The following is an 18,739-nucleotide window of genomic DNA, read 5'->3' on the forward strand; positions in this document are numbered from 1 at the left end:
GCGGTAAGTGTCACCTAACCTCGGCGGCACCCCGACCGGTGCGACAGACTGCTCAGGACTACTCACGGTCGCTGGTGTGAAGGAGTACGACGTGGCGAGCCTCGACACCTTCGGTGCGAAGACCCAGCTACGCGTCGGAGACGCGAGCTACGAGATTTTCAAGATCGACAAGGTGGACGGCCACGCTCGGCTGCCGTACAGCCTGAAGATCCTGCTGGAGAACCTGCTGCGGACCGAGGACGGCGCGAACATCACCGCCGACCACATCCGTCAGCTCGGCGGGTGGGACCCCACCGCCGCCCCGAGTGTGGAGATCCAGTTCACCCCGGCGCGGGTGCTCATGCAGGACTTCACCGGCGTGCCCTGCGTGGTCGACCTGGCCACCATGCGCGAGGCCGTCCGCGACCTGGGCGGCGACGCCACCAAGGTCAACCCCCTCGCCCCCGCCGAGCTGGTCATCGACCACTCGGTGATTGCCGACCTGTTCGGCCGCGAGGACGCGTTCGCCCGCAACGTCGAGCTGGAGTACGAGCGCAACAAGGAGCGCTACCAGTTCCTGCGCTGGGGCCAGACCGCGTTCAACGAGTTCAAGGTCGTCCCGCCGGGCACCGGCATCGTGCACCAGGTCAACATCGAGTACCTGGCCCGCACGATCATGGAACGCAACGGGCAGGCGTACCCGGACACCGTCGTCGGCACCGACTCGCACACCACCATGGTCAACGGCCTGGGCGTGCTGGGCTGGGGCGTCGGCGGCATCGAGGCCGAGGCCGCGATGCTCGGCCAGCCGGTCAGCATGCTGATCCCCCGCGTGGTGGGCTTCAAGCTTTCCGGCGAGATGCCGGCCGGCACCACCGCCACCGACCTGGTGCTGACCATCACCGAGATGCTGCGCAAGCACGGTGTGGTCGGCAAGTTCGTCGAGTTCTACGGTCCCGGCGTGAGCGCCGTGCCGCTGGCCAACCGGGCCACCATCGGCAACATGTCCCCCGAGTACGGCTCCACCGTGGCGATCTTCCCGATCGACGCGGAGACGGTCCGCTACCTGGAGCTGACCGGCCGCGACGCCGCGCAGGTCGCGCTCGTCGAGGCGTACGCCAAGGAGCAGGGCCTCTGGCACGACCCGGAGGCCGAGCCGGAGTACTCGGAGCGCCTGGAGCTGGACCTCGGCACCATCGAGCCGTCGCTCGCCGGCCCGAAGCGCCCGCAGGACCGGGTGCCGCTGGGCAGCGCGAAGACGCTGTTCCGCTCCGCGTTGACCGACTACGTCGCCGACGACTCCACCGGTGAGCGTGACCTCAAGCCGAGCGTGGCCCGTGAGGAGCTGCCGCGCGGCGCGAACGGCCCGGCCGACGAGGCCAGCGCCGAGTCCTTCCCGGCCAGCGACCCGCCGGCCAACGAGTTCAGCGACCCGGCCGACGAGCCGCGCGACCTGGAGACGGCCGCCGCCGGAGCGGGCGGGCGGGCCACCAACCCGATCCGGGTCACCGGCACCGACGGTGTCGAGTACGAGCTGGACCACGGCGCCGTGGTGATCGCCGCGATCACCTCCTGCACCAACACGTCCAACCCGCAGGTGATGATCGGTGCCGCCCTGCTGGCCCGCAACGCCGTCGACAAGGGCCTGACCCGCAAGCCGTGGGTGAAGACCACCCTGGCCCCGGGCTCGAAGGTCGTCATGGACTACTACGAGCGGGCCGGCCTCACACCGTACCTGGACAAGCTCGGCTTCAACCTGGTCGGCTACGGCTGCACCACCTGCATCGGCAACTCGGGCCCGCTGCCCGAGGAGGTGTCCGCCGCGGTCAACGAGCACGACCTGTCGGTCGTCTCGGTGCTCTCCGGCAACCGCAACTTCGAGGGCCGGATCAACCCGGACGTCAAGATGAACTACCTGGCGTCCCCGCCTCTGGTGGTCGCCTACGCCCTGGCCGGCACGATGGACATCGACCTGGCCAACGAGCCGATCGGTGAGGACACCGAGGGCAACCCGGTCTACCTGCGGGAGATCTGGCCGAACAGCGCCGAGATCCAGGACGTCATCGCCCAGGCGATCGGCGCGACCGGGTTCAGCGCCGCGTACGCCGACGTCTTCGCGGGCGACGAGCGCTGGCAGTCGCTGCCGACCCCGACCGGCGACACCTTCGCCTGGGAGAACGACTCCACCTACGTGCGGAAGCCCCCGTACTTCGAGGGCATGCGGCGCCTGCCGGCGCCTATCTCCGACATCGGTCCAGCTCGGGTGCTGGCCAAGCTGGGTGACTCGGTGACCACCGACCACATCTCGCCGGCCGGCGCGATCAAGGTCGACTCCCCGGCCGGCACGTACCTCGCCGAGCACGGTGTGCCCCGCCACGAGTTCAACTCGTACGGCTCCCGCCGGGGCAACCACGAGGTGATGATCCGGGGCACCTTCGCCAACATCCGGCTGCGCAACCAGCTGGTGCCCGGGGTGGAGGGCGGCTTCACCGTCAACCACCTCACCGGCGAGCAGACCTCGATCTACGACGCCTCGATGGCCTACCAGGAGGCCGGCGTCCCGCTGGTCATCCTGGCCGGCAAGGAGTACGGCTCGGGTTCGTCGCGGGACTGGGCGGCCAAGGGCACGATGCTGCTGGGCGTCCGCGCGGTCATCGCCGAGTCGTACGAGCGGATCCACCGCTCCAACCTGATCGGCATGGGCGTGCTGCCGCTGCAGTTCCCGGTGGACGTCACCGCCGAGTCGCTCGGGCTCACCGGCACCGAGACGTTCACCATCACCGGGGTGACCGCCCTCAACGACGGCGAGACCCCGCGCACCGTGCAGGTCAGCACCGACACCGGCGTGGAGTTCGACGCCGTGGTGCGGATCGACACTCCCGGTGAGGCGGACTACTACCGGCACGGCGGCATCCTGCAGTTCGTGCTGCGCCGCATGATCGCCAACTGATCGCGTAGGGCTGGTCGAGGGCCGCTCCCGCTTCGGCGGGGGCGGCCTTCGCCGTACGAGCCGAGAACGCCTGTGGTCAGTGCGCGAGAGCCGCCAGCCGTTGGTCTATCGCCGCATCCACGGCCCGGATGTCGTAGCCACGAAACCGCCGTCGCAGGCTGGCCGCCCGTAGCGCGTCTCGCGCGGCAGCCCGTGACACGGGGGTGTCGGTAGCCAGAGCCCCATCGACCTCGGCAAAGAGACTCTCGACCTGACGCATGTCGTAACCGCGCAGAGCAAGCTCGAACGGCAATGTCATGCGGCCACCGTATCGGTCCCCGGCTCGCGTCCAACAGAATGCGCGACAGGGTTGGACACTCAGCGCAGCCGCAGCGCGACGGCGCGGGCCTCCTCGTCGGTCAGCGGCAGGAACCAGAGGAAACGGCGGACGATGGCGACCGGATCGGGGCCACCCGGCTGGCCGCGCAGGTCGCGGATCGCCCGGCGGGTGATCCGGGAGAACTCGGGGATCAGGGTCGCGCGGCGGGCAGCGTCCGTCGGGGTCGCTCGCAATGCCGGGCAGGGCCAGTCCTGACCGCAGGCGTCGCACGTCCAGAGTGGGCCGTCGGCGGTGTGCGCGACCGGCGGGCCGCACCGAAACCGCCAGCGTGATTCGGGTACGACGTTCGCCGCGCGACCCGGGCCACGGTACGGAGGGTGCCGTGGCCCGGTCGGTCCGGCGCTGATCGCACGGGGCGAGGCCGACTGGGCCGGTCGGGTGCCTGGCCGATGGGGGCGGTGGCAGGGCTTGTCGTCGGGCATCCTGTGCTCCCTCTCGATGCTGTCTACACAGCACCCTGCCGAGGGTTGCCAAGTGATCACACCGCGTATGACTATTACCCTCCAACGTCTGGAACGTTCTGAGGGGTCCGGGGATGAATCGAGCCGTGCAGGCGGCGATGGTCGAGAGGGGCCACACAGCCGACAGTCTCGCTGCTCAGATCGGCGTCGATCCGAAGACGGCGGCCAAGTGGGCGAGCACGGGACGAATCCCGCAGACGCGTCATCGCGCGCGGGTTGCCGAGGTGCTCGGTCGGAACGTCGACGAGCTGTGGCCCGACGCGTTGAAGCGTCGGACACCCGCCTGGTTCCGCCCCTGGGCCGAGATCGAGCGCGAGGCGCTGTCGCTACGGTGGTTCGAGCTGACGTGGATACCTGGTCTATTTCAGACCAAGGCGTACGCGCTGGCGACGCTGGTCGGCGAGGCACTGACACCGGCCGAGGCCGACGACCTCGCCGAGGCGCGACTGAGCCGGCAGGCCATCCTGCGCCGGGAACGCCCGCCGCTGCTCGTCGCGGTCCTCGACGAGACGATTCTCCGGCGCACCCTCGACGGCGACCGGGCCATGATGCGGGAGCAGTGCGAGCGGCTGGCCGAGCAGGCCGCGCTGCCGAACGTGTCGGTCTTCGTCGTGCCCGCCGACGTCGGCATGTATCCGGGCCTCGGCGGCCCGTTCACAGTGGCCGAGATGCCGGACGGCGCGCGGGTAGCGCACGTCGACAGCCAGGCGCAGGCGCAGCTCATCGACAAGGTTGCCGACGTTGCTACGCTCGACCGGCGGTGGGAACGCATTCGCGACGGAGCCCTGTCGCGGGCGCAGTCCCTCAATCTCATCAGGGAAGCGGCAGCCTCATGGACCTGACCGGCGCTCGGTGGCGCAAGAGCACCAAGAGTGGCAACAACGGCGGAAACTGCGTCGAGGTGGCCGACAACCTCCCGGGCGTCATCGGCGTACGCGACTCCAAGGACCCAGCCGGCCCGGCGCTCGCCTTCGACCCGGCGGCCTGGGCCCGATTCCTGGCGTCGGCCAAGCGCGGCTGAGTCTCTGCGAGGTTCCCGGCGCGGCCCAGGCCGCGCCACCTTCGAGATCTTGGACAGTTTCCGTTAGCCGAAGACGGAAAGTGTCCAAGATTCACTCCGTCAGCCCTCCCCGATGCCCCGACCGGCGTCTTCGGCATGGTCGAACCACCAGACGCACAGAGCCGTTCTAGGGTGCGAGTTCGTCGGCCCGGTCCAGCAGCGCGCGGCGCTCGGCGGCTGAGCCCATCGCCGCCGCCGCCTCCCGGAACAGTCCGGCGGCCCGACGTCGGTCTCCCTGTCGGGCCACCAGGTCGGCCTCCACCGCCACGGCCAGCGGGTAGCCGTCCAGCCCTCCCCCGGCACGTGCCGCGTCGAGCAGCACCAACCCGACGGCCGGCCCGAACGCGTACCCGTGCGCGACAGCGCGGTTGAGCGCGATCACCGGGGAGGGCCGGATGTCGGCCAGCGCGTCGTAGGCCCGCGCGATCGTCGGCCAGTCGGTGCCGTCGGCGGAGGCCGAGGTGGCGTGGCAGGCGGCGATTCGGGCCTGCCACGCGTACGGCCCGTCGTGGCGTACCCGATGGAGGGCTTCCAGGCCCTCGGCGACGGCGGTGTGGTCCCACAGCGAGCGGTCCTGGCGCTCCAGGGTGAGCAGGTTGCCGGCGGCGTCGCGGCGGGCGTCCCGGCGGGAGTGCTGGAACAGGACCAGCGCCAGCAGCGCGGCCACCTCGGACTGCTCCGGCATCAGCCGGTCGAGGAGCCGGGCCAGCCGCACCGCCTCGTCGGCGAAGGCCGGCTCTCCGTCGGCGACGTACCCCCTGGTGAACAGCAGGTACAGCACGGCGAGGACGCCGGGCACCCGCTCGGTCAACGCCGGCCCGGCCGGCACCCGGTACGGGATGCCGGCCTGCGCGATGCGGGTCCGGGCCCGGGTCAGCCGTCGGGTCATCGTCGACTCGGTGACCAGCAGGAGTCGGGCGATGTCAGCGGTGGGCACGCCGCAGACGGTGCGCAGCGTCAGCGCCACCCGGGCCTCCATCGCGAGCGCCGGATGGCAGCAGGTGAAGATGAGCCGTAGTCGGTCGTCCACCACGTCCTCCCCCACCTCGGGCTCGGGCTGCGCGTCGGACGGCGTGAGCAACGCCAGGTCGTGCAGCTTGCGCCGCTCCACTGTGGCCCGACGCAGCACGTCGAGCGCCCGGTTACGGGCCACCGTCATGAGCCAGCCGCCCGGGTTGGCCGGCACACCGTCGGCGGGCCAACGCTCCAGCGCGACGGTCAGGGCCTCCTGGGCGCAGTCCTCGGCCAACGCCCAGTCCCCGGTCACCCTGATCAGGGTCGCGACGATCCGGGGGTACGCCTCGACGCCGGCCGCCGCCACGGCATCCGCCGCAGCGCCGGCCGGTGCGCCCGGGCGCTTCGGCCGGCGCTGCGACGTGGGCACCGGTCAGTCGGGCAGGTCCGCGAACGGACGCAGTTCCAGTCGCCCCTCACGGGCCATCGGGTGGGTGCGGGCCACCTCGATCGCCTCGTCCAGGTCGGCGCACTCGATCAGGTCGAAGCCCACGATCACCTCGGCGGTCTCCGCGAACGGTCCCTCGGAGACGAGCAGCTCACCGCCGCGCACGCGAACGGTGGTGGCCGCGCTGGTCGGCGCCAGCACGTCGCCGGTCAGGCGGCGGCCACGAGAGTCGTTCTCCGCCACCCACTTGTGGATGTCGGGTAGTTCGGTGGGGTCGGTGTCCGGCTCGCTGTCGCTGCACACGAACATCATGTACTTCATCTGGTCGCTCCCTGGTCTCTCGGGGTGTCGCCAGCATGACGATCGGCCGACGGCGTTCCGGACACCCTCCCCCGAAAAAACTCCCGTCAGTCTCCGCTGGCGGCGCGGCGACGGGCCTCGCGGGTCTTCATGGCGTGCTCCATCAGCGTGACGAGCACCTCCTTGCTGGACTCGCGCTGCCGGGCGTCGCAGAGCAGCACCGGCACTCCCGGGTCCAGGTTCAGCGCGGCCTGCACCTCGTCGAGCCGGTACTGCCGGGCGTCGGCGAAGCAGTTCACCGCCACCACGAACGGCGTGCCCCGGCCCTCGAAGTAGTCGATCGACGGGAAGCAGTCGGCGAGCCTGCGGGTGTCGGCCAACACCACGGCACCGATCGCGCCCAACGCCAGCTCGTCCCAGACGAACCAGAAACGGTCCTGACCGGGCGTGCCGAACAGGTACAGCACCAGGTCGTCGCTGATGGTGATCCGGCCGAAGTCCATGGCCACCGTGGTCGTGGACTTGCCCTCCACCCCGGAGAGGTCGTCGATGCCGACACCGGACTCGGTCAGCACCTCCTCGGTGCGCAGGGGCCGGGTCTCGCTGACCGCACCGACCATCGTCGTCTTGCCCACGCCGAAACCTCCGGCGACCAGGATCTTGATCGCGGTGGGCAGTGTCGTCGCTCCCGCCGGCCGGTCAGAGTGCCCGTAGTCCATTGATTACCGCCTCGAAGATGCTGTTGTCGGGAAGACCGGCCGTGGTCTGCGGCTCGCGGACCCGCACCAGGCTGCGGGCCGCCAGGTCACCGAGGAGCACCCGGATGGTGCCCACCGGCAGGTCGAGATGTGCGGCGATCTCGGCGACGGACTGAATGCGCTGGCACAGTCCGACGATCGCCACGTGCTCCGGACCGAGACCGATCTCCGGCGTGACCTCGGCTTGGGTCGCGGTGACCAGGGAGATCAGGTCGAAGGTGCCGGTGACCGGGCGGGCTCGCCCGCGCGTCACCGCGTACGGGCGGACGACCGGACCCGCGTGGTCATCCACCCATTGATGGTCTGCGGACTCCCCCTGCACCGTCATCGCCGCTACCTCTCGTCGACCGACTGCTCAGTTGCGCGGGAAGGAGACGCGACGTACTTGCCGACGCGGGTGACCAGCATCGCCATCTCGTAGGCGATCAGGCCCACGTCGGCGTCCTCAGTGGCCAGAACCGCCAGGCAGGCGTTGCGCCCGGCGGCCGTGACGAACAGGAACGACGACTGCATCTCGATGATGGTCTGCTGCACCTGCCCGCCGCCGAAGCGCTTCCCCGCTCCTCGGGCCAGGCTCTGGATGCCGGCCGCCATCGCCGCCAGGTGCTCGCCGTCGTCCCGGCTCATTCCTTGCGAGGAGGCCATCAACAGCCCGTCGCTGGAGAGCGCGACCGCATGTTCGGCCTGCTTCACCCGGCTCACCAGATCGTCCAGCAACCACGTCAGGTCGGCACTCGAAGCCGTCTTCTGCGCCACTTCGTCGTCCTCTTCTCGCCCGGCTGTTGCGCCGTGTTCATCTAGGGCTGACCGTCACGCCGTGCGGGGTATCTCCGCACGTCGATGCCCGGTCAGGGGGCTTGGGGGTCGTCGTCGCTCGGATCGGGCGTCGCCGCCGGCGGGGCGCCGGACGCGCCACCGAGCAGCCGCGCCGCGTCGGTGCGGCCGCGGCGGGTGCCGGTCTGGTAGGAGCTCATCATCCGGCGTACCTGCTCCGGCGGACGCACCACATCCTCGTCGTCACTGTCCGACTCCGCAGGGTCGTCCCGTAGCTCGGGAACGATGTTCGCCTGTCGAACCCGAACCGGGAGACCGGAGTCGGTTCGCGCCGCCTCGGCCTGGTCGGGCGTCGGGGCGGTGCCGCCGGTGGCGGCCGGGCGGCCGTCGTCGGCCGTGACGGGTGCTTCCACGCGCTCCGCCCCTCGGGTGCGGTCGACAGCGGGCAGGCCGGTGGGCACCGTGGGGGCCTCCAGCGCCGGCAGGGTCGGGCCACGCCGGGCCCGGGTGGGCAGTTCGGGCGTACCGGTGGCGGGGGTCGTCCGCTGCCGGGTGGGCAGGCCGGTCTCGGCCTCGTCGGTCGCCGTCGCCGGGTCGGCACCGTCCGACGTGGTCACTGCCGGGACAACCGTTTCCGGTACGTCCGAAGCGGTGGTCGTCGTCGCAACCGGCGCGACAGGTGCGAGGGTGGTCGAACGACCGGTGTCGCCGGAACCCACCGACGGCGTCGGGTTGGCCGCGCCGGTCCGCATCGCGCCGGAGTCCTCCGGGCCGGGGCCGTCCTCGGTGACCAGGTCGACCGGGATCAGGACGACCGCCGTGGTTCCGCCGTACGCCGATTCCTTCAACCGCACCCGCACGCCGTGCCGCTCGGTCAGCCGGCTCACCACATAGAGGCCGAGGCGGGAGGCGTTCGCGAGGTTCAGCTCTGACTGGTCGACGATCCGGTGGTTCGCCGCGGCCAGGTCCTCGTCGCTCATGCCGAGGCCCCGGTCCTCGATCTCGATGGCGAACCCGTTGGCCACCGACTGCCCGCGTACCTCGACCGTGGTGTGCGGCGGGGAGAAGGACAGGCCGTTCTCGATCAGCTCGGCGAGCAGGTGGATCACGTCGCCGACGGCGCGGCCGGCGAGGGAGACCTCACCGAGCGGCAGCACGTTGACGCGGGTGTAGTCCTCCACCTCGGCCACGGCGCCGCGCACCACGTCGACCATCGGGACGTTACGCCGCCAGGCCCGACCGGGGGTGGATCCGGAGAGGACGATCAGGTTTTCCGCGTTGCGCCGCATCCGGGTGGCCAGGTGGTCGACCCGGAACAGGTCCTCCAGCTCCTCCGCGTCGTGTTCACGGCGCTCCATCGCGTCCAGCAGGGTGAGCTGGCGGTGGACGAGCGCCTGGGTGCGGCGGGCCAGGCTGAGGAAGACCTCGCGGACGTTGCGACGCAGGTCGGCCTGCTCGACGGCGGTCCGCAGTGCGGTTTCCTGGACGGCGTTGAACGCCTTACCGACCTGGCCGATCTCGTCGGTGCCGAATTCCAGCGGCGGCGCCTCGGTGGCCACGTCGACCTCCTCACCGCGGCCGAGTCGATCCACCACGCGGGGCAGCCGCTCGTCGGCGAGCTGCCACGCGGCCTCCCGCAGTCGGCCCAACTGGCGCAGCAGGGCGCGAGCAGTGGTGATCGAGACGACGACGGAGGCGATGACGGCGAGGAGACCGAGACCGGCGGCGAGCACCAGCCGGATGATCACCCAGACCGCCACCGGGGTGGCGCGCTGCACCAGAGCGTCACCGCCGGCCAGGACGACGGCTTCCTGCTCCTTGAGGGCGGGTTCGATCGCGGCCTGCCAGTCGTCGGCCTCGACCGGCGGCGACGCGTTGGGGCGACCGGCGGTGACCATCCGGTCTTCGAGGGCGCGGAGGCGGCTGAAGGCCTGCCCCTCGGTCATATGGACGTAGCGTTCCCGGTCGGCGTTCGGCAGCTCGGCCAACGCCTCGGTCGCCAGGAACCGTTGCGCGCCGACCAGGTGGGCGAACTGGGTGTACTCCGCGGCGGTGACCCGACCGGCGGCGGCCATCCCGGCGAAGAGGGCGTCCTCCTGCGACAGCAGCTCCCGCACCCGAACGAGCCGCGTGAGGTTGACGGTGTCCTGGGCGATCTGCTCGTCGTCGAGTTGACCCAGGACCGCGTACACCCGGAACAGCGAGTCGAGGACGCCGGTGTACGCCGCGGCCGCGCCGGCCCGGTCGACCGAGCCGGAGACGACGGCCTCACGCATCTCGGCGAGCCCGTCCAGTCGGGCGACCATCTCGTCGATCCGCCCGGTCAGTTCGTCGCTCGACGCCAACCGGGCCCGCCAGCTGCGGGCCGACTCGGCGAAGGTGGCGGCCTCCCGCGCACTGCGCTCGTGCTGCGCCTGCAACTGCTGTGCCAGGCCCGGGTCGCGGCGGCCCAGGTAGGCCACCGACATCCGACGTTCCTGTTGGAGTTCGGTGAGCAGTGACTCACTGGGTTGCACGACCTGCGCGTCGAGCCTCTGGACACCGAGCACGTTGAAACCGTCGCGCAGGGTCACCCAGGCCGCGAACGCCCAGAGCGCCGCGAGCGAGACCAGCAGGGCCACAATCTTGGTGCGCAAACTTGCACTGCGGGAAGCCATCCCACCCGTCCCTCAACCGTTTTGAATGGCTGAACGAGCCCAGCCCCCGGCCCGGCGCACGCTAGCAGTGTCCGGAATTTCCCTCAAGCAGTGCAGACCAACGGCTATCCGAACTATGGGCGGATCCACCCAGCCGCGCCGCAGCCGACGCCTGCCCGGCCGCCACCGCCGCTCACCTCATCACCGCCCGATCATAGATCTTTGTCATGCCACAGTGGAGGGTCAATGTACGCGGACTCGGTGCCGAGACACGGCCGGGTGCCGAGGTTGAGTCGGACGATCCGCCCGGACGACGCGTCCGCCAGCCCGACCAGCGTGCCCCGGAGTCACGGACGAACCCGGTGACCTGCGGCGGAGAGTGGCCGCTTGTGGATCATGAGGCTTCGGAACGCTCGCTCAGTCATTCTCACCCCACGATGAGCAGGGCGTGACACAATCCGAACCGACCGTGAGACCAGCGCGTCGACACGTCGCCGTCGGTGTGGTCCAGCCGGCGACCGGAGCGCGACAGGCGTACGAATCCAGGCGTTTCCGGTGCCGCTGTGCCAGGCTCAGGAGCATGGACGACAAGACCATCCTGAACCGGATCTCCGAGCTGGTAGACGAGGAACACAAGCTGCGTGCCGAGGCCCAGGCCCACGAGTCGGGCACCGCGGGCGAGGCCAGCGAGCGACTGCGCGCCCTGGAGGAGTCCCTCGACCAGTGCTGGGACCTGCTGCGCCGCCGCCGGGCCGCCCGGGACACCCACGGCGACCCGGACGCACAGGGCGAACGCCCCAAGCCTGAGGTGGAGCGCTACCTCCAGTGACGGCAGGGCGGGTCGGGCGGTCCGACCGCCCGACCCGCCCCGATCAGCGCAGCCCCGCCTCGCGGAGCAACTCACCGGCCAACGTCTGGGGATCGGTCTGCTCGGCAGGCAGGCCCCGAGCCGCGAACCAGGTGCCGACCACCCGCACGTCGCGCGCCAGGAACTCCGGACCCTGCGGGTTGGCCACCACGTCGACCACCTGCGGCAGGTCGATCACGACCAGCCGCCCCTGGTGCACGAGCAGGTTGTACGGCGACAGGTCGCCGTGCGCGTAGCCCGCCCGGGCCAGCACCCGCAGCGCCTCCACGAGTTGTGCCCACAGGTCGCGCAGCTCGGCCGGACCGGGTCGCAGCTGGGCCAGCCGGGGAGCGGCCTGCCCCGACTCGGCGTCGCCGACGAACTCCAGCATCAGTTCGGTGCCCCGTAGCTGCACCGGGTACGGCACGGCGATCCGGTCGTGCCCGGCACCGATCTCCCAGAGCCGGGCCAGGGCGGCGAATTCCGCCGCCGCCCACTGCCCGGCGATCAGCTGCCGACCGAACGCCGTGCGGCCGGCCATCGCCCTGTTCTCCCGGGAGCGGCGTACGCGGCGCCCCTCCAGGTAGCCGGCGTCGCGGTGGAACAACCGGTGCTCGGGCTCGCGGTAGCGTTTGACCGCCAGCAGACAGGACCGGTCGGTGTCGGGTACTGCCCGGCGGACCAGGTGGACGTCCGCTTCCTTGCCGGTCTTCAGCACACCCAGCTCGGTGTCCCGGGCGGCCAACTCGGTGACCAGCCATGCCGGGTGTGGCTCTGGCCCGTGCACGGCGTCGTCCCAGGACGACCAGCTGTCGCCGGTGTCGGGGTCGGGTTCGCTGTCCGGGTCCGCGGGCGGCTCGGTGGGCCGCCCGCGCTTCAGGAACTGTGGTTCGTCGTCGTCGAAGCGGCTCTTGCCGCGGCTCCGGCGCTCCAGCGCCGGAAGGTCGTGATCGCGCACTGTGGTGAGGTTCCCTTGGTCGAGGCTGAGGTAGGCGGCTGGAAGCGACCTGCGAAGACGGCCATGACCGACCTCCTCTCCTCGACCGGGCCCACGCCCGGGGACGCACGATGCGTGGGAGCATGCTCGCCGTCGACGCGACACCCGGTCAACCGAATTACCGCCGACCGCACGCCGGTGCGTCGCGACCGCGCGCGGCGGGAAGGACTGCCCTCAGCGGGCGAGTACGGTGGCGACCGCGGCGATCAGCCCGTCCACGGTGTGGCTCGGCGCGAACCGCACGTCCGACCAGGTGCGCCCCCGGTGCAGCCAGACACTGGGCAGCCCGACGGCAGCGGCGCCGCCGATGTCCGCCTCCGGGCTGTCGCCGACCACCCAGGCGCCGCGCAGCGGCATCCGGACCCGTTGGGCGGCCAGCGCGAAGATCCTCGGATTGGGTTTGCTGACCCCGGCCTCCTCGGAGATCACCCAGTCCGCGACGTACCGGTCCAGGCCGGTCTGACGGATCTTGGCGTCCTCGACGCGTACCGTGCCGTTGCAGACCACCACCGGCACCCAACCGGCGTCGTCGGCGATCCGCAGCGCGCAGGCGGTCAGCGGGTCGAGGCGGGTCTGCGCCACCACCCCGTCGTGCAGCTCCTCCACCAGGTCGATCGAGGGGATGCGCAGCTCGTAGCGGTCCCGGATGGCGTCGGCGAGATCCCAGCGGTCGGTCAGACCGTCGGCGTCGATCGAGACCAGCCAGTCGATGTCCGTGTGGGGCGCGCCGATGCCGTCCAGGAAGCGCTCACCCCAGCGGCGGAACGGCCCGGCCCGATCCAGCAGGGTGTTGTCCAGGTCCAGCAGGAGCAGTGGCACTCGGGCACCCTACGGGACCGACGTGTCCGCCAACAGAGCCGGCGGGTATCGACCTCACGACGTGCTCAGCCGGACATCGACACCCGGGCGCCGCCCTGGTCCGGCAGTCGATCGGCGAGCATCGAATGGGCCGTACGGGTGGCCGCGAGCATGGCGGGATCCAGCGTCGCCACGAGCACCGCGGCGCCCTCGTCGGCACCCCGCGCCAGCACCCGACCCTCGGGTTCGTAGATCGCGGCGCCGCCGTTGAAACGCCACGGGTCGTCGCCGCCGACCGCGTTGGCGAAGACCACGAACATCGTGTTGTCCAGGGCACGCGCGGCGTAGTACAGGTCCCGGCGGTGCTCGGAGCCGGCCAGGTATCCGCTGGGGCACAGGTAACCGTGTGCGCCGTCGAGGGCGGCGGCCCGCCCGTGCTCGGGGAAACAACCGTCGTAACAGATGCCGAGCCCGAGCCGCCAGCCGTCGACGAGCAGTGTGGCACCCCGACCACCGGCGCTGAACAGCTCGCGTTCGTCACCCCACAGCTGCTGCTTGTCGTACCCGACCCGGACCTCGCCGGCCCGGTCGACAACGAGCGCGGCGATGGTCCGCCTACCGTCCGGGTGCCGGACGGCGGCGCCGACCACGACGGTGACGCCGGCCTCGCGCGCCGCGGAGCGCAGCGGGTCGAGCCGGGGATCCGTTACCACTCCGGCCGGATCGGCCACGACGTCCGTGCCCGCCGGGTCGGCGGCCAGGGTCGGCGGGTGGTACGCGCAGAGGAACAGCTCCGGCAGTACCGCCACCCGGGCTCCCCGCTGACCGGCCTGGCGGACGAGGTCGGCGGCGAGGAGCGCGTTACCGGCGACATCTCCCGGCACGGGTGTGGCCTGGATGGTGGCCACGGTCAGCGGAGCGGCGGGGACGGTCAGCGGCGAGGTCACCGGGCGATGGTAGTTGGCACGCTCCCAAGCCGTACGTACGGTTTGCGTGACCCGGGGTGACCTGCAACGATCGACGCGTGCCCAGAGTAAGTCAGGACCAGCTCGATGCGCGCCGGCAGGAGATCCTCGCCGCGGCCCGGGCGTGTTTCGCCCGGCTCGGCTACGAGGGGGCGACCGTCCGCCGCCTCGAGGAGGCCACCGGCCTGTCCCGTGGCGCCATCTTCCACCACTTCCGGGACAAGGACTCGCTCTTCCTGGCCGTCGCCGAGGACGACGCCGCGGCCATGGTCGAGACAGTCGCCCGCAACGGTCTGGTGCAGGTGATGCGTGACCTGCTCGCCCGCGCCGTCTCCCCGGACACCACCGGTTGGCTGGGCAGCCAACTGGAGGTCTCCCGCCGCCTGCGCACCGACCCGGCGTTCGCCAAGCGCTGGGCGGAGCGGTCCGCCGCGATCGCGGAGGCGACCCGCGACCGGCTCGCCCGCCAGCGCGACGCCGGTGTGCTGCGCGAGGACGTCCCGATCGACGTGCTGGCCCAGTTCCTGGAGCTGGCCTACGACGGCCTGGTGCTGCACCTGGCCATGGGGCGACCGGCCGGCGACCTGGGCCCGGTGCTCGACCTCGTCGAGGAGGCGGTCCGCCGCCACTGAGCGCGCGGACAGCGGTCTGTCGGCCGTGGCGGGGCTGCTCCACAATGGGGCCGCGGATCCCTCCGGTGACAGGAGCAGACGATGATCGTGCACGCCGCGTCCGGTGACACCTGGGGCATCTCCGGCCCGACCTTCCTCCGGTACTACCTGGTGGCGACCGCCGTGGTGGTGCTCGTCGCGGTGTACCACCGGATTCGTCTGGCGGCCGGTTCGACCCCCGCCATGACCGCCGACCCACTCGGGCCGCAGCAGGTCGCGTACCTCAACGGTGGACCCCGACTCGCCGTCCACGCCGCGCTCGGCGGCCTGCGCGCCAGCGGAGCGATCGGCGTACGTCCGGACCGCCGACTGACCACCGTCGGTGCCGCACCGACCGGGCTCACCCCACTGGACCAGGCCATCCACTGGGCCGCGCACCAGCACGCCCGCGTCGGGGACCTGCCGGGCGACGAGCGCGTACGCGTCGCGCTGCACCAGATCCGCAACGGCCTGGAGCAACGCGGCCTGCTGACCGACGACGCGCAGCGCGCCCGTGCCCGCTTCTGGACCACGCTCCTGATCGGCCTGCTGGGCCTCGGTGTGCTCCGGTTGGTCTCCGGCCTGTTCGGCGGCCGCCCGGTCGGTTACCTGCTGCTGACCCTGGTGGTCCTCCTGATCGTCACGCTGGTGCTGCGCCGGGCGCCAGTGCTCACCCGGGCCGGCCGGTCCGCGCTGCGCGGCATGCGCCGCGAGCACACCCACCTCGCCCCGGCCTCGGCGCCGGCCTACGCGACCTACGGAGCGGCCGGCGCGGCGATGGGCGTCGCCCTGTACGGCACCGCCTCGCTCTGGGCACTCGACCCGGGTTTCGCCGAGCAGGCCGAGATCCAGCGTCAGGCCGCCTCCGGCAGTGGCTGGAGCGGTGGCGGCGACGGGTCGTCGGGCGGCGGCGACAGCTCCGGCTCGGACGGCGGCAGCTCCTGCGGTGGAGGCGGCGGATGCGGCGGCGGGGGGTGCGGCGGATGACCGGCCCGTCCGGCGTCGGCATCGGTTGGCGTCCGGAGATCGCCGGTTTCGTGGCCGAGCTGCCCGGTCTGCGGTTCGTCGAGGTCGTGGCCGAGGCGGTGCCCGCGTCCGGGTCGCTTCCGCCGGGCCTGGCACAGCTGCGGGAGCGCGCGGTGACTGTCGTACCCCATGGGGTGCGGCTCTCCCTCGGCGGCGCCGAACCGGTCGACCCGACCCGGGTCGCGCACCTGGCCGCGGTGGCGGACCGCGTCGACGCCCCGCTGGTCAGCGAGCACATCGCGTTCGTCCGGGCCGGGGGCCTGGAGGCCGGGCACCTGCTGCCGCTGCCCCGCAGCCGGGAGGCGGTCGACGCGGTCTGCGCCAACGTGGCGCGGGCCCAGGCCGAACTGCCGGTGCCGCTCGCGCTGGAACCGATCGCCGCGCTCGTCGACTGGCCCGACGACGAGTTGGACGAGGCGGACTTCCTGACCGAGATCCTCGACCGGACCGGCGCGCTGTTGCTGCTGGACGTCGCCAACGTGCACGCCAACGCCCGCAACCGGGGCACCGATCCGCTCGCGTTGCTGGACCGACTGCCGCTGGAACGGGTCGCGTACGCCCACGTGGCCGGCGGCGCGGAGCACGGCGGCTTCTACCACGACACCCACACCGACCCGGTGCCGCCGGCGGTGCTGGAGCTGGTGGGCGCGCTCTGCGCCCGGCAACGACCACCGGCGCTACTGCTGGAACGGGACGGCCACTATCCGCCGGCCGCCGTCCTCCGCGCCGAACTGGACGCCCTGGCCGCCACCGCCGGCTTCCCGGCCGTGACATGACCGACGCGGGCGACGGGAGGCGCACACCCCGGGCAGGGCTGGCCGAGCGGCAGGCCGAGTTGGTCGCGGCGCTGGTCGCCGGAGGTCCGCCGCCGGCGGGCTTCGCCCCGGGCCCGCTGGCCGCCACCCGGGCCGCGCTGCTGCGCAAGCGGGCCGGCGACGTGGCCCGGCACTGGCCGCTCCTCGCCGCCGGCCTCGGCGTCGGATGGTCGACGACCTTCGCCGACTGGGCCGCCCGGCGGCCCACCGCCGGGTCCCTGCGCGACGGTTGGGACCTGGCCCGCGCACTGCGTGACCAGCACGCGCTCCCCCCGCCGGCCGCCGAGGAGTTGGCCCTGCGGGAGGCACGCCTGCGCTACGACGGACGGCGGACGCCACGTCCGCGCCGGGTGCCGGCGGTGGGCCGCGCCGGCGGGGCCGTGGCGGTGCAGATCGCCGGTCGGGTACGCCTGCTGCGCCCCGCCCCGCGCCCATGAGGACGGCCACCGTTGGTGGCGACGACGTGGCGGATGCGGCAGGATCGGGCTTATGGATCTAGGGCTGACCGACCACGTGTACGTCCTCACCGGCGCATCCCGCGGCCTGGGCTTCGCGACCGCGCAATGCCTGGTCGCCGACGGGGCACGGGTGGTCCTCTCGGCTCGTGACCCGGACGCCGTGGCCGCCGCCGCGCAGCAGCTCGGCGGCCCGGAGCATGCCGTGGGGTTGACCGCCGACCTGACCGACCCGGAAACCCCGGAACAGCTCGTCGCGGCGGCCCGGGAGCACTTCGGTCGGCTCGACGGCGCGTTGATCTCGGTCGGCGGCCCGCCGGCGGGCAACGCCGCGGCGATCACCGACGAGCAGTGGCGGCTCTCCTTCGAGACGGTCTTCCTGGGCACCATCCGCGCGGTCCGCACGGTCGCCGCCGCGCTGCCCGAGGGCGGCGCCATCGGGTTGGTGCTCTCCACCTCGGCCCGTGGCCCGGTGCCCGGCCTCGGCATCTCCAACGGTCTGCGGCCCGGCCTGGTCGGTGCGGCCAAGGACATCGCCGACGACTACGGTCCGCGCGGAGTTCGCGTGGTCGGGCTGCTGCCCGGCCGGATCCTGACCGACCGCAACCGGGAGCTGTTCGCCGCCACCGGCGACCCGGAGCGCGCCCGCGCCGAAGCCGAGGCCAGCATCCCGCTGCGCCGCCTCGGTGACCCGGCCGAGTTCGGTCGCGTGGCCGCGTTCGTGCTCTCCCCCGCCGCGAGCTACCTCACCGGAATCACCGTGCCGGTCGACGGCGGCGCGCTGCGCGGGCTGTGACGCCTGGCCGGCGCGCGCGGGCCGGTACACCACGCGACCCGGACCGGTCGGTCGGCGGTGACGGCGCGGTGACGACCGGCGCGGGCCTCCCGTCGGCCGTGCGGCACCCACGCCCCACCCGGGCGGAGCTGGCCGCCGCCGCGGACCGGACCATCCCCGACGTCCTCGCGCCGGGCCTGGAGGTGCTCTTCGTCGGCATCAACCCCGGCCTCTGGTCGGCCGCCACCGGTTGGCACTTCGCCCGACCCGGAAACCGGTTCTGGCCGGCGCTGCACACCGGCGGGCTCACCCCCCGACTGCTGCATCCGAGCGAACAGGACGAGCTGCCCGCCCTCGGGCTCGGCATCACCAACATGGCCGCCCGGGCCAGCGCCCGCGCCGACGAGTTGAGCACCGAGGAGCTGCTCGACGGCGCGGCGATCCTGACCGACAAGGTGGCCCGCCACCGGCCGCGCTGGGTGGCGGTGGTGGGGGTGACCGCGTACCGGATCGGTTTTCAACGGCCGAAGGCCACCTTCGGGCCGCAGGCGGAGACGCTGGCCGACGCCCGGCTCTGGGTGTTGCCGAACCCGAGCGGCCTGAACGCGCACTTCACAGCGGTCACGCTGGGTTTGGCGTTCGCCGAGTTGCGGATGGCGACGGGCCTGCCGGACCGCCGCACGCCCCCGACGACCTGACGAGCCCCGGCCGG

General features: G+C 72.3%; 21 protein-coding genes. 10 read left to right on the plus strand and 11 right to left on the minus strand.

Annotated features, from left to right (window positions below):
* The first annotated feature begins 76 nt into the window (after positions 1-76).
* Positions 77-2,929 (plus strand): aconitate hydratase, encoded by a 2,853-nt coding sequence (locus O7631_RS28240; protein WP_278147059.1) that lies wholly within the window; start codon positions 77-79, stop codon positions 2,927-2,929.
* Positions 2,930-3,005: 76 nt separating this feature from the next.
* Here the strand turns inward: O7631_RS28240 and O7631_RS28245 are convergent, their stop codons facing one another.
* Together O7631_RS28245 and O7631_RS28250 are read right to left on the minus strand one after the other, a co-directional pair.
* Positions 3,006-3,227, minus strand: a complete 222-nt coding sequence (locus tag O7631_RS28245) for a hypothetical protein (protein ID WP_278147060.1) — start codon at positions 3,225-3,227, stop codon at positions 3,006-3,008.
* Between the two features lie 59 nt (positions 3,228-3,286).
* The gene (locus O7631_RS28250; protein WP_278147061.1) at positions 3,287-3,481 is read right to left on the minus strand and encodes a hypothetical protein; all 195 of its coding nucleotides are present in this window, start codon (positions 3,479-3,481) and stop codon (positions 3,287-3,289) included.
* 362 nt (positions 3,482-3,843) lie between these two features.
* Here O7631_RS28250 and O7631_RS28255 point away from each other — a divergent pair, with 362 nt between their 5' ends.
* Together O7631_RS28255 and O7631_RS28260 are read left to right on the plus strand one after the other, a co-directional pair.
* Positions 3,844-4,611: a DUF5753 domain-containing protein gene (locus O7631_RS28255; protein ID WP_278147062.1), complete on the plus strand. Its 768-nt coding sequence runs from the start codon at positions 3,844-3,846 to the stop codon at positions 4,609-4,611.
* Entirely contained in the window at positions 4,602-4,790 is a 189-nt protein-coding gene (locus O7631_RS28260; RefSeq protein WP_278147063.1) for a DUF397 domain-containing protein, read from the plus strand. Before O7631_RS28255 ends, O7631_RS28260 begins: the two co-directional genes overlap by 10 nt.
* 166 nt (positions 4,791-4,956) lie before the next feature.
* Here O7631_RS28260 and O7631_RS28265 read toward each other — a convergent pair whose 3' ends face one another.
* The 6 genes from O7631_RS28265 to O7631_RS28290 form a co-directional block, all read right to left on the minus strand.
* Positions 4,957-6,213, minus strand: coding sequence for a sigma-70 family RNA polymerase sigma factor (locus O7631_RS28265; RefSeq protein WP_278147064.1), 1,257 nt, complete (start codon positions 6,211-6,213; stop codon positions 4,957-4,959).
* 3 nt (positions 6,214-6,216) lie between these two features.
* Positions 6,217-6,552 carry a YciI family protein gene (locus O7631_RS28270; protein WP_278147065.1) on the minus strand — a complete coding sequence of 112 codons (336 nt, stop codon included), beginning with the start codon at positions 6,550-6,552 and terminating at the stop codon, positions 6,217-6,219.
* 86 nt (positions 6,553-6,638) lie between these two features.
* A complete protein-coding gene (locus O7631_RS28275) occupies positions 6,639-7,250 on the minus strand; it encodes an ATP/GTP-binding protein (RefSeq protein ID WP_278147066.1) in 612 nt (203 codons plus the stop codon).
* The gene (locus O7631_RS28280) at positions 7,231-7,617 is read right to left on the minus strand and encodes a DUF742 domain-containing protein (RefSeq protein ID WP_145779890.1); all 387 of its coding nucleotides are present in this window, start codon (positions 7,615-7,617) and stop codon (positions 7,231-7,233) included. Before O7631_RS28280 ends, O7631_RS28275 begins: the two co-directional genes overlap by 20 nt.
* Before the next feature lie 5 nt (positions 7,618-7,622).
* Positions 7,623-8,045: a roadblock/LC7 domain-containing protein gene (locus tag O7631_RS28285; RefSeq protein ID WP_269683237.1), complete on the minus strand. Its 423-nt coding sequence runs from the start codon at positions 8,043-8,045 to the stop codon at positions 7,623-7,625.
* Positions 8,046-8,137: 92 nt separating this feature from the next.
* Positions 8,138-10,720 (minus strand): nitrate- and nitrite sensing domain-containing protein, encoded by a 2,583-nt coding sequence (locus O7631_RS28290; protein ID WP_278147067.1) that lies wholly within the window; start codon positions 10,718-10,720, stop codon positions 8,138-8,140.
* Positions 10,721-11,279: 559 nt separating this feature from the next.
* Between O7631_RS28290 and O7631_RS28295 the strand changes: the two genes are divergently transcribed.
* Entirely contained in the window at positions 11,280-11,528 is a 249-nt protein-coding gene (locus tag O7631_RS28295) for a DUF2630 family protein (protein ID WP_088988578.1), read from the plus strand.
* 43 nt (positions 11,529-11,571) lie between these two features.
* Here O7631_RS28295 and O7631_RS28300 read toward each other — a convergent pair whose 3' ends face one another.
* The 3 genes from O7631_RS28300 to O7631_RS28310 form a co-directional block, all read right to left on the minus strand.
* On the minus strand, positions 11,572-12,504 hold the full coding sequence (locus O7631_RS28300; RefSeq protein ID WP_278147068.1) for an RIO1 family regulatory kinase/ATPase: 933 nt from the start codon (positions 12,502-12,504) through the stop codon (positions 11,572-11,574).
* A 213-nt stretch (positions 12,505-12,717) separates the two neighbouring features.
* Positions 12,718-13,362 carry an HAD family hydrolase gene (locus O7631_RS28305; RefSeq protein ID WP_145779886.1) on the minus strand — a complete coding sequence of 215 codons (645 nt, stop codon included), beginning with the start codon at positions 13,360-13,362 and terminating at the stop codon, positions 12,718-12,720.
* Between the two features lie 65 nt (positions 13,363-13,427).
* Complete coding sequence (locus O7631_RS28310; protein ID WP_278147069.1) at positions 13,428-14,288, minus strand: carbon-nitrogen hydrolase family protein; 861 nt, start codon at positions 14,286-14,288, stop codon at positions 13,428-13,430.
* A 77-nt stretch (positions 14,289-14,365) separates the two neighbouring features.
* Here O7631_RS28310 and O7631_RS28315 point away from each other — a divergent pair, with 77 nt between their 5' ends.
* From O7631_RS28315 to mug, 6 genes are all read left to right on the plus strand, one after another.
* On the plus strand, positions 14,366-14,938 hold the full coding sequence (locus O7631_RS28315; RefSeq protein ID WP_030337284.1) for a TetR/AcrR family transcriptional regulator: 573 nt from the start codon (positions 14,366-14,368) through the stop codon (positions 14,936-14,938).
* An 81-nt stretch (positions 14,939-15,019) separates the two neighbouring features.
* Positions 15,020-15,943: a TIGR04222 domain-containing membrane protein gene (locus O7631_RS28320; RefSeq protein WP_278147070.1), complete on the plus strand. Its 924-nt coding sequence runs from the start codon at positions 15,020-15,022 to the stop codon at positions 15,941-15,943.
* Complete coding sequence (locus O7631_RS28325) at positions 15,940-16,758, plus strand: DUF692 domain-containing protein (protein WP_278147071.1); 819 nt, start codon at positions 15,940-15,942, stop codon at positions 16,756-16,758. Before O7631_RS28320 ends, O7631_RS28325 begins: the two co-directional genes overlap by 4 nt.
* Positions 16,755-17,234, plus strand: a complete 480-nt coding sequence (locus tag O7631_RS28330) for a hypothetical protein (RefSeq protein WP_278147072.1) — start codon at positions 16,755-16,757, stop codon at positions 17,232-17,234. The genes O7631_RS28325 and O7631_RS28330 overlap by 4 nt, the downstream gene beginning before the upstream one ends.
* 52 nt (positions 17,235-17,286) lie before the next feature.
* Positions 17,287-18,048 (plus strand): SDR family oxidoreductase, encoded by a 762-nt coding sequence (locus tag O7631_RS28335; RefSeq protein ID WP_278147073.1) that lies wholly within the window; start codon positions 17,287-17,289, stop codon positions 18,046-18,048.
* A 68-nt stretch (positions 18,049-18,116) separates the two neighbouring features.
* Entirely contained in the window at positions 18,117-18,725 is a 609-nt protein-coding gene (gene mug / locus O7631_RS28340) for a G/U mismatch-specific DNA glycosylase (RefSeq protein ID WP_278147074.1), read from the plus strand.
* The last annotated feature ends 14 nt before the right edge of the window (positions 18,726-18,739 follow it).

This window comes from Micromonospora sp. WMMD967 (assembly GCF_029626165.1).
GTDB lineage: Bacteria > Actinomycetota > Actinomycetes > Mycobacteriales > Micromonosporaceae > Micromonospora > Micromonospora taraxaci.

Excerpts from the sequence above, each read along its gene's own strand:
- O7631_RS28260 (WP_278147063.1), top strand. The coding sequence starts at position 4,602 with ATGGACCTGACCGGCGCTCGGTGGCGCAAGAGCACCAAGAGTGGCAAC.
- O7631_RS28245 (WP_278147060.1), bottom strand. The coding sequence starts at position 3,227 with ATGACATTGCCGTTCGAGCTTGCTCTGCGCGGTTACGACATGCGTCAG.
- O7631_RS28295 (WP_088988578.1), top strand. The coding sequence starts at position 11,280 with ATGGACGACAAGACCATCCTGAACCGGATCTCCGAGCTGGTAGACGAG.
- O7631_RS28330 (WP_278147072.1), top strand. The coding sequence starts at position 16,755 with ATGACCGACGCGGGCGACGGGAGGCGCACACCCCGGGCAGGGCTGGCC.
- O7631_RS28275 (WP_278147066.1), bottom strand. The coding sequence starts at position 7,250 with ATGGACTACGGGCACTCTGACCGGCCGGCGGGAGCGACGACACTGCCC.
- O7631_RS28335 (WP_278147073.1), top strand. The coding sequence starts at position 17,287 with ATGGATCTAGGGCTGACCGACCACGTGTACGTCCTCACCGGCGCATCC.
- O7631_RS28280 (WP_145779890.1), bottom strand. The coding sequence starts at position 7,617 with ATGACGGTGCAGGGGGAGTCCGCAGACCATCAATGGGTGGATGACCAC.
- O7631_RS28320 (WP_278147070.1), top strand. The coding sequence starts at position 15,020 with ATGATCGTGCACGCCGCGTCCGGTGACACCTGGGGCATCTCCGGCCCG.
- O7631_RS28325 (WP_278147071.1), top strand. The coding sequence starts at position 15,940 with ATGACCGGCCCGTCCGGCGTCGGCATCGGTTGGCGTCCGGAGATCGCC.
- O7631_RS28290 (WP_278147067.1), bottom strand. The coding sequence starts at position 10,720 with ATGGCTTCCCGCAGTGCAAGTTTGCGCACCAAGATTGTGGCCCTGCTG.
- O7631_RS28270 (WP_278147065.1), bottom strand. The coding sequence starts at position 6,552 with ATGAAGTACATGATGTTCGTGTGCAGCGACAGCGAGCCGGACACCGAC.
- O7631_RS28255 (WP_278147062.1), top strand. The coding sequence starts at position 3,844 with ATGAATCGAGCCGTGCAGGCGGCGATGGTCGAGAGGGGCCACACAGCC.